The 14,125-nt window shown below is 53.6% G+C and carries 10 protein-coding genes and 1 rRNA gene; 8 read left to right on the top strand and 3 right to left on the bottom strand.

Annotated elements, in window-relative coordinates; genetic code table 11:
* Nucleotides 1–11 precede the first annotated feature (11 nt).
* Nucleotides 12–1,469, bottom strand: coding sequence for an ATPase RavA stimulator ViaA (viaA, locus tag O1V65_RS18720; protein ID WP_084913167.1), 1,458 nt, complete (start codon nt 1,467–1,469; stop codon nt 12–14).
* A 2-nt stretch (nt 1,470–1,471) separates the two neighbouring features.
* Nucleotides 1,472–2,980, bottom strand: coding sequence for an ATPase RavA (gene ravA / locus O1V65_RS18715; RefSeq protein ID WP_269129934.1), 1,509 nt, complete (start codon nt 2,978–2,980; stop codon nt 1,472–1,474).
* A gap of 320 nt (nt 2,981–3,300) precedes the next feature.
* Here ravA and kup point away from each other — a divergent pair, with 320 nt between their 5' ends.
* From kup to rbsR, 7 genes are all read left to right on the top strand, one after another.
* On the top strand, nt 3,301–5,169 hold the full coding sequence (gene kup, locus O1V65_RS18710) for a low affinity potassium transporter Kup (RefSeq protein WP_017490446.1): 1,869 nt from the start codon (nt 3,301–3,303) through the stop codon (nt 5,167–5,169).
* Between the two features lie 231 nt (nt 5,170–5,400).
* The gene (rbsD, locus tag O1V65_RS18705) at nt 5,401–5,820 is read left to right on the top strand and encodes a D-ribose pyranase (RefSeq protein WP_017490448.1); all 420 of its coding nucleotides are present in this window, start codon (nt 5,401–5,403) and stop codon (nt 5,818–5,820) included.
* 7 nt (nt 5,821–5,827) lie between these two features.
* Entirely contained in the window at nt 5,828–7,333 is a 1,506-nt protein-coding gene (rbsA, locus tag O1V65_RS18700) for a ribose ABC transporter ATP-binding protein RbsA (protein ID WP_017490449.1), read from the top strand.
* Between the two features lie 6 nt (nt 7,334–7,339).
* Complete coding sequence (gene rbsC / locus O1V65_RS18695; RefSeq protein ID WP_017490450.1) at nt 7,340–8,314, top strand: ribose ABC transporter permease; 975 nt, start codon at nt 7,340–7,342, stop codon at nt 8,312–8,314.
* A gap of 29 nt (nt 8,315–8,343) precedes the next feature.
* Nucleotides 8,344–9,234, top strand: a complete 891-nt coding sequence (gene rbsB, locus O1V65_RS18690) for a ribose ABC transporter substrate-binding protein RbsB (protein ID WP_026110335.1) — start codon at nt 8,344–8,346, stop codon at nt 9,232–9,234.
* A gap of 52 nt (nt 9,235–9,286) precedes the next feature.
* Nucleotides 9,287–10,216, top strand: coding sequence for a ribokinase (rbsK, locus tag O1V65_RS18685; protein ID WP_017490452.1), 930 nt, complete (start codon nt 9,287–9,289; stop codon nt 10,214–10,216).
* On the top strand, nt 10,217–11,221 hold the full coding sequence (rbsR, locus tag O1V65_RS18680; RefSeq protein WP_269129933.1) for a ribose operon transcriptional repressor RbsR: 1,005 nt from the start codon (nt 10,217–10,219) through the stop codon (nt 11,219–11,221).
* 32 nt (nt 11,222–11,253) lie between these two features.
* On the opposite strand, the gene O1V65_RS18675 is transcribed toward rbsR, so the two are convergent.
* Nucleotides 11,254–11,943: a FadR/GntR family transcriptional regulator gene (locus O1V65_RS18675; RefSeq protein WP_269129932.1), complete on the bottom strand. Its 690-nt coding sequence runs from the start codon at nt 11,941–11,943 to the stop codon at nt 11,254–11,256.
* Nucleotides 11,944–12,459: 516 nt separating this feature from the next.
* Between O1V65_RS18675 and O1V65_RS18670 the strand changes: the two genes are divergently transcribed.
* Nucleotides 12,460–14,002: ribosomal RNA gene (locus O1V65_RS18670) — 16S ribosomal RNA — on the top strand.
* Nucleotides 14,003–14,125: the final 123 nt, after the last annotated feature.

The raw sequence follows: 14,125 nt of genomic DNA, 5'->3' as shown, positions 1-14,125 counted from the left end.
TAGTTTCTCAATTAAGGACGCTTCCATCGTCGTTGTACACGGCTTTTCATTCCAGTATCAAAGCGCCAAATATGGTCAAAGATACGCATAATTGCCGGTTTACCATAGTGTGACATCGCCAGCGCATGAAAACGATGACGATGGTCGGTTTGCTGTTTCCTGACCCGCTGCTGAATGTCATCCGGTAAACGCTGGGCAATAAAGTCAGAGATTATGACCGCATCGGCATCGTGCCACTCCGGCGTGGCCAGTTTGTCTAGCGTTGCGCTCAGGCAGGCTGAAAGATCGGTGCCGCCGCGGAAATGCTGCCCCAGGAAACGCATCGCCTGATCGAGTCCGCTGGAGGAGGTCAGCTCATAGTGGATAACTTCGCTGGCGAATAACATGATGTAGCAGCGGCGGTTATCGGCCAGCGCTATGCGCAGCAATGCCAGACAGAAGGCTTTTGCGCACTGCTCGTTGAATCCACCCATCGACCCTGAGGTATCGACGCAGACCACAAACGGCCCACGCGGCTGGGGTTCGACCTGTTGATAAACCACCGGCTTCATGACCACCTTCTCTCGCCACACGTCGCCCTGCAGCCGATAGGTCATCAGCCGTTTCTCCAGCAGGCGGCGGTAGAACTCTATCTCAAGCTCGGGAATGCCGAGGGTGGCCAATTCAGGCGGCAATAGGCGAAGAATGTCGTCGCTCTGATGAATGCCGTTGACCTCTTCCGGCACCGTCGCCGGTTCGCGCACCATTAAACGATGTGGCTCGAGGATCGTTTCCTCATGGGGATTGGCTTTCGCGGTCTGACTGCGGCCCAGCTGTTCGGCCAGCTGTTGCAGTTCCGGCTGCTGCTGCAAAAAGGTGCCATAGCGTACCAGCGACTGATAATCGCCGCGCTGGCGCCTTCCTTTACTCATGTCCCAAAGACGCCCCGCCGCCGCGTCGTTTTCTGCTAATAAAGGGGAGAGTTCGCCGCTGAGCTCCAGCCGCTGCTCGAGTTCGTTTTGTAGCTGTTCCTGTTCCTGCTCCAGAAGGTGATGATGCAGCGTGACGGTCTGGAAGGTGATATTCAGCCGCCAGCGCTGCATAAACAGCCCTTGAAAGCTGACGCTATCGGAGGAAGACACGTTGCCTGCGAGCGAACGCGCCTCGGTGGCAAAGGGAGAATTGAGCTGCTCGAGCTGACTTACGGTCTCTTCCAGCTCGGTGTGAAAGGTGGACTGGCTGCTCTGCTGACAGTGCTGATAAAGGTAGAACTCTTTCGCCAGATCGTTAGGCACTTCCGTTTCGTGGATCCTTTGCTGGAGTCGAAAGCGCCACTCGGGAAGATCTTTGGTCAGCGCTCGTTTGAGGCGCGGGAATTTCTCGAAGAAAATCTGCAGCTCAGGCGTTGCCAGCAGCGCGATGATCAGTTCATCTATTATCTCGGCTTCCTGGATAGCCAGCATCACGTCCAGCGTTTCGAGAGTAAACATATTTACCCTCTGCTAAACAACTGCTGCTGCTGCATCAGTTGCTCGTTGACGCGAATCAGGCTGGCCTCGATTTTTGCCGTCCATTCTAGCGGCACAAACAGGCACGGATGATGCTGGTTAAACTGCTGGCGCTGTTGAGTCAGCATCTCGCCTATCGCCGACAGCGTATTCTTCATCTCTTGGGGTACGCTGATGTGCTCGTTGCCCGGCAGCGTCAGGAAGCTTGCCTGGCGGCTCCTGTCGAAAATCACCAGCTGCAGCTTCTCATCAACCTCTACGTCTACTGCCTGAGCAAAACCGATGCCGTTGAGCTTGGCTTTTAATTGGCCTCCTTTATTAAGCCATTCAGCAATCATGTCTCGCTCCACCAGCACGTGGGTCACCTGAATATCATGCAGATGCAGCGGCTGTTGCAGGAACAGCGTCAGGCTGGTGGCGGAAAGCGCTTCAGGAAATTGATACTGAGGCCTGCGGCTGAACATACCTGATTTTTTACTGACTTTTAGCGCCTGACGCGTGCTCTGCTGCTGTTGATACTGGTTCCACTGCTGATTGAGTTGCTGAATTTTCAAACTTAAGGTTTGCTGCTGATAGGCCTGTTCGGTAATGCTTTGTTCTATCTGCGTTTGTAACAAATGATAAGTACTCATGTCATGCCACAGGCAATCTTTGAGCAAGATAAGGTCTACCGGCGACACCGACTGCCTGCCGCTGAAAAACGCGCACGCCTGTAGCAATCTCAGGGCTTTCTTCCAACGACGGTCCGAAACGTAGGGGGCAGAATCGAGTGCACCGAGCCGTTGACGCAGTTGGAAAATCAGTTCAAAGCCGTGTTCAGTCAAATTGACTTTTTCAATCTCATGCTGCCATTGTTGGTACTCTTCGTTGCTGATGCTGAGACCTTCGGCAACGGGATGCGTGTTTTCAGAATGGCGGCTGGTCAGCAAGGAACGGAAGTTCTGTTTGTCCTGAACGCGGTCGAGCCACAGGCGGATGAGCATGCGGTCATACAAGGCCTCAAGACCGCCATCCGCTTCAGGCAGTTCGTTGGAGGCGCTTATCAGCAAACGCATCGGGATAGCTTCTTCTATATCGCCGTTGCGAAAACGCCTTTCATTGATGGCGGTCAGCAGCGTGTTGAGGATAGCCGGTCCGGCTTTCCAGATTTCGTCGAGAAACACAATTTCTGCTTCGGGTAGATAGCCCTGCGTGAGGCGCAGGTAGCGGCCTTCATCCTTTAATGCTTGGATGGAAAGCGGGCCGAACACCTCTTCAGGGGTGGAAAAGCGGGTCATCAGGTATTCGAATGCGCGAGCGTCACGAAACGCATATTTCAGGCGGCGAGCTATCAGGCTTTTTGCTATCCCGGGCGGACCCAGTAAAAATACGCTTTCACCACACAGCGCAGCCAGCAGGCAAAGTCGTATAGCTTCCTGCCGCTCGTAAAGGCCGTTTTCTAACGCATTAGCCAGTCGGGTGATTCGTTCTGCCAAGAGAGGTGATTGCGCCATAATGTGTTTTGAACTGCCCCAAATAGTGACTTAAGTGATGGAATAGTGGACTGCAAGCCGATAATAAACCATGATTTTTTTTGGCGATATAGCTTGTTGATTCTTAAAATCTTTCTATTTGCTGAAATGTGATCGTCTCGGATGAATTGTTCACTTGTCTTTGTATTAAAGGGTAGGCAATCTTATTTATTCGTGCATACTGTGCGCCTTTTGGTGGGTTTAAAGGAACTGCCAACCCACGTAGCTTACGAATTTTGGGCAACGGATTTTTAGCCAAATACTCAAGTCAGCCAAATGACAAAGCATAAAAGAAACCAATTATGAGCACAGAACATAAACGGTCACTCCCCGCAGTAACCTTGGCCGCTATCGGTGTGGTTTACGGTGACATAGGTACCAGCCCTCTTTATACACTGCGAGAGTGTTTTTCGGGTCACTACGGATTTAGTGTCGAACCCAGCGTGGTTTATGGTTTCCTCTCCCTGATTTTCTGGCTGCTGGTCATTGTCGTATCGGCCAAGTATCTCTCTTTCGTTTTACGTGCAGACAACGCCGGTGAAGGCGGTATCCTTACCCTGATGTCTTTGGCCGGTAGAAATACCTCGGCACGAGCCACGGCGATACTGGTTATTCTAGGCCTGATAGGCGGCAGTTTCTTCTACGGCGAGGTGGTGATTACCCCTGCGATGTCGGTGCTTTCCGCGATGGAAGGTCTCGAAATTGCCGCGCCCAATCTTGATGCCTATATCGTTCCCCTGTCTATCGCCGTTCTGACCCTGCTGTTCTGTATTCAAAAACACGGTACCGGACTGGTGGGCAAGCTTTTTGCGCCCGTTATGCTGCTGTGGTTCATGGTGCTGGCCGTACTCGGCCTTAACAGCATCATTCATAACCCTGAAGTCCTGCGCGCCATCAATCCTGTGTGGGCGTTCAACTTCTTCCTGGACCATAAGTCTTTCGCCTTCCTGGCACTGGGAGCGGTGGTACTGTCGATTACCGGGGTTGAAGCGCTGTATGCCGATATGGGCCACTTCGGAAAAATGCCGATTCGCCTGGCGTGGTTTAGCGTCGTTCTGCCTTCGCTGGTATTGAATTACTTCGGTCAGGGCGCGCTATTGCTCAAGAATCCCGAAGCGATTAAAAACCCGTTCTTCCTTTTGGCGCCAGACTGGGCGCTGCTGCCGATGCTTATCCTGGCGACCTTGGCTACCATCATCGCTTCGCAGGCCGTTATCTCAGGCGTGTTCTCACTGACGCGTCAGGCGGTTCGCCTGGGTTATCTGCCGCCGATGCGCATCATCCACACCTCCGAAATGGAAGCCGGTCAGATTTACGTGCCGGTCATCAACTGGATGCTCTATTTCGCTGTGGTGGTGGTTATCCTCGGCTTCGAACATTCGAGTAATCTAGCCGCGGCCTACGGTATCGCGGTAACTGGAACCATGGTACTGACCACTATCTTGTCGTGCACCGTGGCGTACAAAAACTGGCATTGGAAAGGCTTCATCGTGGCCGTGCTGGCCGTGGTGCTTCTGTTTATCGACGTGCCGCTGTTCGCCGCCAACGCTACCAAGATCCTCTCCGGTGGTTGGTTGCCGCTGGTGCTGGCGCTGATGATGTTTGTGGTGATGACCACCTGGAAGAGCGAGCGTTTCCGCCTTATGCGCCGCATGCATGAGCACGGTAACTCTCTCGAGGCGATGATAGCCTCACTCGAGAAATCGCCGCCGGTACGTGTGCCGGGGACTGCGGTTTATATGTCTCGCGCTATAAACGTCATTCCTTTTGCGCTGTTGCACAACCTCAAGCATAACAAAGTGTTGCACGAGCGCGTGGTGTTGCTGACGCTGCGCACTGAAGATGCGCCCTATGTGCATAACGTTCGCCGCGTGACCATCGAGCAGATGTCGCCGACCTTCTGGCGCGTGGTGGCAAGCTACGGCTTCAAAGAGACCCCGAACGTTGAAGAAGTGTTCCACCGCTGTGGCCTCGAAGGCCTGTCGTGCCGCATGATGGAAACCTCGTTTTTCATGTCGCATGAGTCACTGATTCTGACCAAGCGTCCCTGGTATCTCTACTTCCGCGGCAAACTGTTTATCGCCCTGAGCCGTAACGCCCTGCGTGCACCGGACCAGTTCGAAATCCCCCCTAACCGCGTGATTGAGCTCGGAACTCAGGTCGAGATATAGGGTTTCATCATCAAATAAAGAGAAAACGCCGCAGTCCACAAACCTGCGGCGTTTTTGTTTTCCTCCGCGTTACGCTCGCCCATCTGTTTTATTCCACTTAAGTTAAACCGCTGTTTACCTGCCATCGAAACGTTTCGACGGCGATCACAAATTCACCTTCTGCTCATTGCCAGCGCGTACGAATTTTCTAGAATCAACCGCGAGCGAAACGTTTCGCTGTCGGAGCTGATAATGAAAAAAGCCAAGTTGTTGAACGCCGAAGTTTCACAGGTTATTGCCAGTCTGGGTCATACCGACAGCCTGACGATTGCCGATGCCGGTTTACCTATTCCCGCTACCTCCCGGCGCATCGACCTTGCGTTGACTCAGGGTGTACCGAGTTTTTTGCAGGTGTTCTCGGTGGTTACCGACGAAATGCAGGTAGAGCGTGCCGTGCTTGCCGAAGAGATTAAGCGGCAGAACCCTGCGCTGCATGAAACGCTGATCGGTCAGTTGAAACAGCTTGAGCAACAGCAGGGAAACACCATTACGCTGGAATATGTCAGCCATCAGGCTTTCAAACAACAGACTCAAACCACTCGTGCAGTGATCCGCAGCGGGGAATGTTCGCCATACGCCAACATCATCCTGTTCGCTGGCGTCACCTTCTGAGGTCTCTATGCAACCTTTGCTGCAACTCTCAGGGATTGATAAAGCCTTTCCCGGCGTAAAAGCGCTGTCTGGCGCTGCGCTCAGCGTGTATCCGGGAAAAGTCATGGCGCTGGTCGGTGAAAACGGTGCAGGCAAGTCCACGATGATGAAAGTGCTGACCGGCATCTATCAAAAAGACGCCGGTCAGCTGCAATTTTTGGGTAAGGAAGCCAGCTTCAGCGGCCCGAAAGATTCGCAGGAAGCCGGGATCGGCATTATCCATCAGGAGCTAAACCTGATCCCGCAGTTGACCATCGCCGAGAATATTTTCCTGGGGCGTGAGTTCGTCAACGGGATAGGCCGCATTCAGTGGAAAAAAACCATCGCCGAAGCCGACAAACTGTTGGCGCGCCTTAATTTGCGTTACAGCAGTCAGCGCCTGGTGGGTGACCTTTCCATTGGTGACCAGCAGATGGTCGAAATCGCCAAGGTGCTGAGCTTCGAATCGCGCGTCATCATCATGGACGAACCGACCGATGCGCTGACCGATACCGAAACGGCCTCCTTATTTAGCGTGATCCGCGAACTGAAGGCCGCCGGCTGCGGCGTGGTATATATCTCGCATCGCCTGAAAGAGATCTTCGAGATTTGCGACGACGTAACGGTATTTCGCGACGGGCAGTTTATCGCTGAGCGCCCCGTTAGCGAGCTACAGGAAGACACGCTGATCGAGATGATGGTTGGTCGTCGCCTCGATGAGCAATATCCCCGCATTAATCACGACAGCGGTGCGCTGCGTCTCTCGGTGAACCAGGTTTCTGGACCGGGGGTGAAGCATGCCAGCTTCAATCTGTATGCCGGTGAGATCCTGGGCGTTTCCGGGCTGATGGGCGCTGGACGCACCGAACTGATGAAGATCCTCTACGGTGCGTGCAAGAAAACCGCCGGTACTATCACTCTCGATGGCAAAGAGATCAATCCGCGCACGCCGCAGGACGGTCTGGCCAACGGCATCGTTTATATCTCAGAGGACCGTAAGCGCGACGGCCTGGTGCTCGGCATGTCGGTGAAGGAAAACATGTCGTTGACCGCGCTGCGCTATTTCAGCCGTTTGGGCGGCGGCCTCAAACACGGCGAAGAGCAGCAGACGGTGGGCGACTTTATCCGCCTGTTCAATATCAAGACACCGTCGATGATGCAGCCGATCGGCCTGCTCTCCGGCGGTAATCAACAGAAAGTCGCCATTGCCCGTGGGCTGATGACGCGTCCGAAAGTATTGATCCTCGATGAGCCGACGCGCGGCGTCGACGTCGGGGCCAAGAAAGAGATTTACCAGTTAATTAATCAGTTCAAGCGCGAAGGTCTGAGCATCATTCTGGTCTCTTCCGAGATGCCGGAAGTTATTGGAATGAGTGACCGCATTCTGGTGATGCACGAAGGACAGCTAAGCGCTGAATTCCCCATTGAACAGGCGACGCAAGAAGCACTGATGGCTGCCGCCGTTGGCAAGCAATACGGCGTAAAGCAGGAGTAAACAACGATGAGTTCTCAAATTTTACCGGCCAATAAAAAACGCTGGATCAGTAAAGAGTGGTTATTAGAGCAGAAGTCGCTCATTGCGCTGCTGGTGCTGATTGCGGTGGTGTCTTCGATGAGCCCGAACTTCTTCACCCTGAATAACCTGTTCAATATCCTGCAGCAAACCTCGGTGAACGCCATTATGGCGGTCGGGATGACGCTGGTTATCCTGACGGCGGGTATCGACCTGTCGGTCGGTTCTCTGCTGGCGTTGACCGGTGCGGTTGCCGCTTCCGTGGTTGGGCACGAGTCCAGCGCGTTGCTGGCCGTCGTGGCCTCACTGGCGCTTGGCGCAGCGGTGGGCGGTATTACCGGGGCGATTGTGGCGAAAGGTAAAGTACAGGCGTTTATTGCCACACTGGTCATGATGCTGCTGCTGCGCGGCGTGACGATGGTCTATACCGACGGCAGCCCGATCAGTACCGGATTTAACGACGTCGCTGACGCCTTCGGCTGGTTCGGGATTGGCCGCCCGCTCGGCGTACCGACGCCAGTCTGGATCATGGCTATCGTGTTTATTGCCGCCTGGTACATGCTGCATCACACCCGTCTGGGCCGTTATATCTATGCGCTGGGCGGCAACGAAGCGGCAACGCGCCTTTCGGGCATCAGCGTTGATAAGGTCAAAATCATCGTTTACTCGCTGTGCGGACTGTTGGCGGCGCTGGCGGGAATTATTGAGGTTGCACGTCTGTCATCGGCCCAGCCAACTGCCGGTACCGGCTATGAGTTAGACGCTATTGCCGCCGTCGTGCTGGGCGGAACCAGCCTTTCAGGCGGCAAGGGACGCATCATCGGCACGCTTATTGGTGCGCTGATCCTCGGTTTCCTGAATAACGGTCTGAATCTGCTGGGCGTTTCTTCCTATTACCAGATGATTGTGAAGGCGGTCGTGATACTGCTCGCCGTTCTGGTCGATAACAAAAGCAATAAATAACCTCCCCTACAGGAATAAATACAATGACAATGTCTATGAAGAAAGTTGCATTATGGGTTTCTGCCGCCGCGCTTACCGCGTCATTCAGTGCCAACGTGCTGGCGAAAGACACTATCGCACTGGTGGTTTCCACGCTGAATAATCCGTTCTTCGTTTCGATGAAACAAGGTGCTCAGCAGGAAGCCGACAAGCTGGGTTACAACCTGGTGGTGCTGGATTCACAGAATAACCCGGCCAAAGAGCTGGCCAACGTTCAGGACCTGATGGTGCGTGGCACCAAGGTATTGTTAATTAACCCGACCGACTCCGACGCGGTGGGCAACGCCGTCGCAATGGCCAATCAGGCGAAAATCCCGGTTATTACGCTGGACCGTCAGGCGAGCAAGGGACAGGTGGTCAGCCACGTTGCCTCGGACAACAAGGTCGGTGGTAAAATGGCCGGTGACTATATCGCCAAAAAATTGGGTGATAACGCCAAAGTTATCGAACTGGAAGGAATAGCGGGTACCTCGGTGGCCCGTGAGCGCGGCGCCGGCTTCAAAGAGGCCGTTGATGCCCATCACTTCAACGTACTGGCGAGCCAGCCGGCTGACTTCGACCGCACCAAAGGTCTTAACGTGATGCAGAACCTGCTGACCGCACACCCAGACGTTCAGGCCGTGTTTGCCCAAAATGACGAAATGGCGCTGGGCGCGCTGCGTGCGTTGCAGACCGCAGGCAAAACCGGCGTGCTGGTGGTGGGCTTTGACGGCACTGAAGACGGTATCAAAGCGGTGAAAGGCGGCAAGCTGGGTGCGACAGTCGCTCAACGTCCTGATCAAATTGGTATTATCGGCGTAGAGACGGCGGACAAGGTGCTGAAAGGTCAGACCGTTCCAGCCATTAACCCGGTTGCTCTCAATCTGGTCGCACAACCTTAATGGACACGGCGCCACCGCGACGGGTGGCGCAACAGACTCAGGAATAAATGCAATGGATAAAGGTAAACTGGTGGTACTGGGCAGCATCAACGCTGACCACGTCCTGAATATCAGGCAATTCCCGCAGCCGGGCGAAACCGTGATGGGGTCGCACTATAACGTGGCCTTCGGCGGCAAGGGAGCAAATCAGGCCGTTGCAGCGGGAAGAAGCGGAGCCGATGTTTCATTTATTGCCTGTGTGGGAAGTGACGATATTGGCGAACGCGTGCGTAAACAGTTAGCCAGCGACCAGATCGATACGCGTCCGATTGAGGCTATCGCCGATACCACCACGGGCGTGGCGCTTATCTTCGTCAATGAAGAGGCGGAAAATGTGATTGGCATCGATGCGGGAGCCAACAAGGCGTTGACGCCTGAATATCTCGAACGTTATAAGCAGCAGATAATTGAGGCTTCGGCTCTCTTAATGCAGCTCGAATCACCGCTTGAATCGGTGATCGCTGCCGCCCGCATTGCTAAAGACCATCAAACTCAGGTTATCCTCAATCCCGCGCCGGCCTGTGAGTTGCCCGATGAGCTGCTTTCGCTGGTGGATATGATTACGCCTAACGAAACCGAGGCGGAAAAGCTGACCGGTGTGAAGGTCAGTAGCAGCGAGGACGCCGCACGCGCCGCACAGGTTCTGCACGACAAGGGTATTGCGACCGTTATCATTACGCTCGGCAGCAAAGGCGTCTGGCTGAGCCAACAGGGTCAAGGCAAGAATGTGCCTGGATTCAAGGTGAAAGCGGTCGACACCATCGCCGCCGGTGATACCTTTAATGGTGCATTAGTGACGGCATTACTCGAGGGCACACCGATGGACCAGTCCGTGCGCTTTGCTCATGCCGCCGCGGCTATTGCCGTTACACGTGCTGGCGCGCAGTCTTCCGTTCCATGGCGTCATGAAATTGATGATTTCCTCGCGCATCAGGAGTCCTAGTTGCCGACCATGAAAGATGTCGCCCGCCTCGCGGGCGTCTCCACCTCGACCGTCTCACACGTGATTAACAATAATCGCTTCGTGAGCGACTCTATCCGTGAAAAAGTCAACGTGGCAATAGGCGAGCTTAACTACGCCCCTTCCGCGTTGGCCCGCAGCCTCAAGATAAATCAAACCCGCACAATTGGCATGTTGATTACCTCGAGCAGCAACCCGTTTTATTCCGAGGTCGTACAAGGCGTGGAACGCAGCTGCTACGAACGTGGTTACAGCCTTATTCTCTGCAATACCGACGGCGACGAAGAGCGGATGAATCGCAGCATCGAAACGCTGCTGCAAAAGCGGGTCGATGGGCTAATCATGATGTTTACCGAACATCATTGTCCGTCGCAGGATACGCTGAGCCGTTATCCCTCTATTCCCGCGGTGATGATGGACTGGGCCCCTTTCGCCGGTCTAAACGACATTATTCAGGATAACGCATTCATCGGCGGCAAGATGGCGACGGAGCATCTGATTGAGCAAGGCTATCGGCGTATCGCCTGTATTATCGGTCCAACGGATAAAACGACCTCGACTCAGCGCCAGGACGGTTATCGGCATGCAATGAAAGAGGCGGGGTTGGTCATTCCCGAAGGTTATGAGGTGACTGGGGATTTCGAATTTTCTGGCGGATTAACGGCAATGCAGCAACTGCTGGCGCTACCGCAGCGGCCAGACGCGGTCTTTGCCGGAAACGATGCAATGGCGGTTGGCGTTTATCAGGCGATTTACCAGCAGGGTCTGCGTATCCCGCAGGACATCGCCGTCATGGGATACGATGATATTCAACTGGCGCAGTATCTCACCCCGCCGCTGACGACCATTCATCAGCCGAAGGACGAGCTGGGAGAGCTGGCCATCGATACCTTGTTGCATCGACTAAAAGACCCTGAGGCCGAAGCCCAGGTTCTGGTGCTAACGCCTGAGCTGGTGGTTCGAGGTTCTGTGGGGAGAAAACCTTAATTCTCTCCTTCTTTATATAGAAGAAGAGAATCTCAAATCGGGTCGCGCAGTAAAATGGTACAGGCCTCAAGCGCCGCATCCGCGTCGCTTGCCAGAATCGCATCAACGATTCGCTGGTGGTGCTCGAGCTTGATCACCTCATTATTGGTAATTGCGCGGAAGTAGCTCTGGTAAACCGAGCTGAACAAATTAGCGAAAGAGGTCAGGAACGGGTTTTTGCCGGCCTCGTAGATAAGCTGATGAAACTGGGCATCGACGTTTATCCAACGTTCGCGATCGAAGTTCTCATGCAGCTCGCGCATCTCCGACATATAGAGAGAGAGCTGTTGCTTCTGCTCTGTGCTTGCCTGAACGGCGGCGAGCGAACAGGCCTGGGGTTCTAGTGCCTTACGCAGCAGAACAAAGTGTGACATCACCTCGTCAAAGTTATCTCGCGTCATCCACCAGGTCAGCAGTTCGCTGTCGAGAAAGTTCCAGTTGCTCTGCGGCATGACCCGCGTACCAATTCTAGGGCGTGGGAGAAGCATGCCTTTTGCGGTTAACGTTTTTATCGCTTCCCTTACCGCGGTGCGGCTCACACCGAACAATTCACCCAATTCAATCTCTCCGGGCAGGATACTTCCCTCGGCATACTCGCCGGATAACACTCTTTGAGCGATATTCTCCGCCAGAACATAAGAAAGGTTTCGCTGAGCAGCCTGTTGTTGCGCGTTGAGTGACATGAATTACGTCCTGTGCGATTTAAAGTCTTCATTATTCAAACTAGTTTACTCCAGTAATTACAGAGTAAAGGGGGAGTTTACGGGTAAAAACGTCGTTTTATTGTGCGTTTATGGCGCATTTGTCGAAAAAAGAGACGGTCAGAAAGTTTTTTAAAATAAAGGGTTGCGGCTCCTCAGAAACTCCCTATAATGCCGCTCCATCGACAGGGAACAACGCAGCAGCAACGCGGTGTGAACAAGTCGGAAAGAATTAAAAATGATGATGACCGCGAAAATAAACGGTTGACATCAAATGAGGAAAGCGTAATATACGCCACCTCGAGTTAGCAAGCGAAAGCGCGTAACTCACTGCTCTTTAACAATTTATCAGACAATCTGTGTGGGCACTCACAAGACGATATCAGCCACCTCGGTGGCAAAAAATATCAAGTCTTAGAGTGACCAAGCAGTAATTCATTATGAATGATGTGAAGTAACTTTGAGCATCGCTGAACTTGTTTCAGCAAATCGAACTTTTAATTGAAGAGTTTGATCATGGCTCAGATTGAACGCTGGCGGCAGGCCTAACACATGCAAGTCGAGCGGTAGCACGGGAGAGCTTGCTCTCTGGGTGACGAGCGGCGGACGGGTGAGTAATGTCTGGGAAACTGCCTGATGGAGGGGGATAACTACTGGAAACGGTAGCTAATACCGCATGATGTCGCAAGACCAAAGTGGGGGACCTTCGGGCCTCACGCCATCGGATGTGCCCAGATGGGATTAGCTAGTAGGTGGGGTAATGGCTCACCTAGGCGACGATCCCTAGCTGGTCTGAGAGGATGACCAGCCACACTGGAACTGAGACACGGTCCAGACTCCTACGGGAGGCAGCAGTGGGGAATATTGCACAATGGGCGTAAGCCTGATGCAGCCATGCCGCGTGTGTGAAGAAGGCCTTAGGGTTGTAAAGCACTTTCAGCGAGGAGGAAGGCGTTGTAGTTAATAGCTGCAACGATTGACGTTACTCGCAGAAGAAGCACCGGCTAACTCCGTGCCAGCAGCCGCGGTAATACGGAGGGTGCAAGCGTTAATCGGAATTACTGGGCGTAAAGCGCACGCAGGCGGTTTGTTAAGTCAGATGTGAAATCCCCGAGCTTAACTTGGGAACTGCATTTGAAACTGGCAAGCTAGAGTCTTGTAGAGGGGGGTAGAATTCCAGGTGTAGCGGTGAAATGCGTAGAGATCTGGAGGAATACCGGTGGCGAAGGCGGCCCCCTGGACAAAGACTGACGCTCAGGTGCGAAAGCGTGGGGAGCAAACAGGATTAGATACCCTGGTAGTCCACGCTGTAAACGATGTCGACTTGGAGGTTGTGCCCTTGAGGCGTGGCTTCCGGAGCTAACGCGTTAAGTCGACCGCCTGGGGAGTACGGCCGCAAGGTTAAAACTCAAATGAATTGACGGGGGCCCGCACAAGCGGTGGAGCATGTGGTTTAATTCGATGCAACGCGAAGAACCTTACCTACTCTTGACATCCAGAGAATTTGCTAGAGATAGCTTAGTGCCTTCGGGAACTCTGAGACAGGTGCTGCATGGCTGTCGTCAGCTCGTGTTGTGAAATGTTGGGTTAAGTCCCGCAACGAGCGCAACCCTTATCCTTTGTTGCCAGCACGTAATGGTGGGAACTCAAAGGAGACTGCCGGTGATAAACCGGAGGAAGGTGGGGATGACGTCAAGTCATCATGGCCCTTACGAGTAGGGCTACACACGTGCTACAATGGCGTATACAAAGAGAAGCGAACTCGCGAGAGCAAGCGGACCTCATAAAGTACGTCGTAGTCCGGATTGGAGTCTGCAACTCGACTCCATGAAGTCGGAATCGCTAGTAATCGTAGATCAGAATGCTACGGTGAATACGTTCCCGGGCCTTGTACACACCGCCCGTCACACCATGGGAGTGGGTTGCAAAAGAAGTAGGTAGCTTAACCTTCGGGAGGGCGCTTACCACTTTGTGATTCATGACTGGGGTGAAGTCGTAACAAGGTAACCGTAGGGGAACCTGCGGTTGGATCACCTCCTTACCTCAAGATACGCATTGTGCAGTGTCCACACAGATTGTCTGATAGATGTAAACGAGCAAGCGCTACCTGTTGATGCAGTAAGGGAAACCTTACGCTGATACGAAAGAAGCGCCGGGTTTTATC

Source organism: Rouxiella badensis, from assembly GCF_026967515.2.
GTDB lineage: Bacteria > Pseudomonadota > Gammaproteobacteria > Enterobacterales > Enterobacteriaceae > Rouxiella > Rouxiella badensis.
This window is presented reverse-complemented; position numbering and strand designations above follow the sequence as displayed.

Bases quoted from the DNA above. Each gene is read 5' to 3' on its own strand.
- viaA (WP_084913167.1), bottom strand. From the start codon at position 1,469: ATGTTTACTCTCGAAACGCTGGACGTGATGCTGGCTATCCAGGAAGCC.
- ravA (WP_269129934.1), bottom strand. From the start codon at position 2,980: ATGGCGCAATCACCTCTCTTGGCAGAACGAATCACCCGACTGGCTAAT.
- kup (WP_017490446.1), top strand. From the start codon at position 3,301: ATGAGCACAGAACATAAACGGTCACTCCCCGCAGTAACCTTGGCCGCT.
- rbsD (WP_017490448.1), top strand. From the start codon at position 5,401: ATGAAAAAAGCCAAGTTGTTGAACGCCGAAGTTTCACAGGTTATTGCC.
- rbsA (WP_017490449.1), top strand. From the start codon at position 5,828: ATGCAACCTTTGCTGCAACTCTCAGGGATTGATAAAGCCTTTCCCGGC.
- rbsC (WP_017490450.1), top strand. From the start codon at position 7,340: ATGAGTTCTCAAATTTTACCGGCCAATAAAAAACGCTGGATCAGTAAA.
- rbsB (WP_026110335.1), top strand. From the start codon at position 8,344: ATGTCTATGAAGAAAGTTGCATTATGGGTTTCTGCCGCCGCGCTTACC.
- rbsK (WP_017490452.1), top strand. From the start codon at position 9,287: ATGGATAAAGGTAAACTGGTGGTACTGGGCAGCATCAACGCTGACCAC.
- O1V65_RS18675 (WP_269129932.1), bottom strand. From the start codon at position 11,943: ATGTCACTCAACGCGCAACAACAGGCTGCTCAGCGAAACCTTTCTTAT.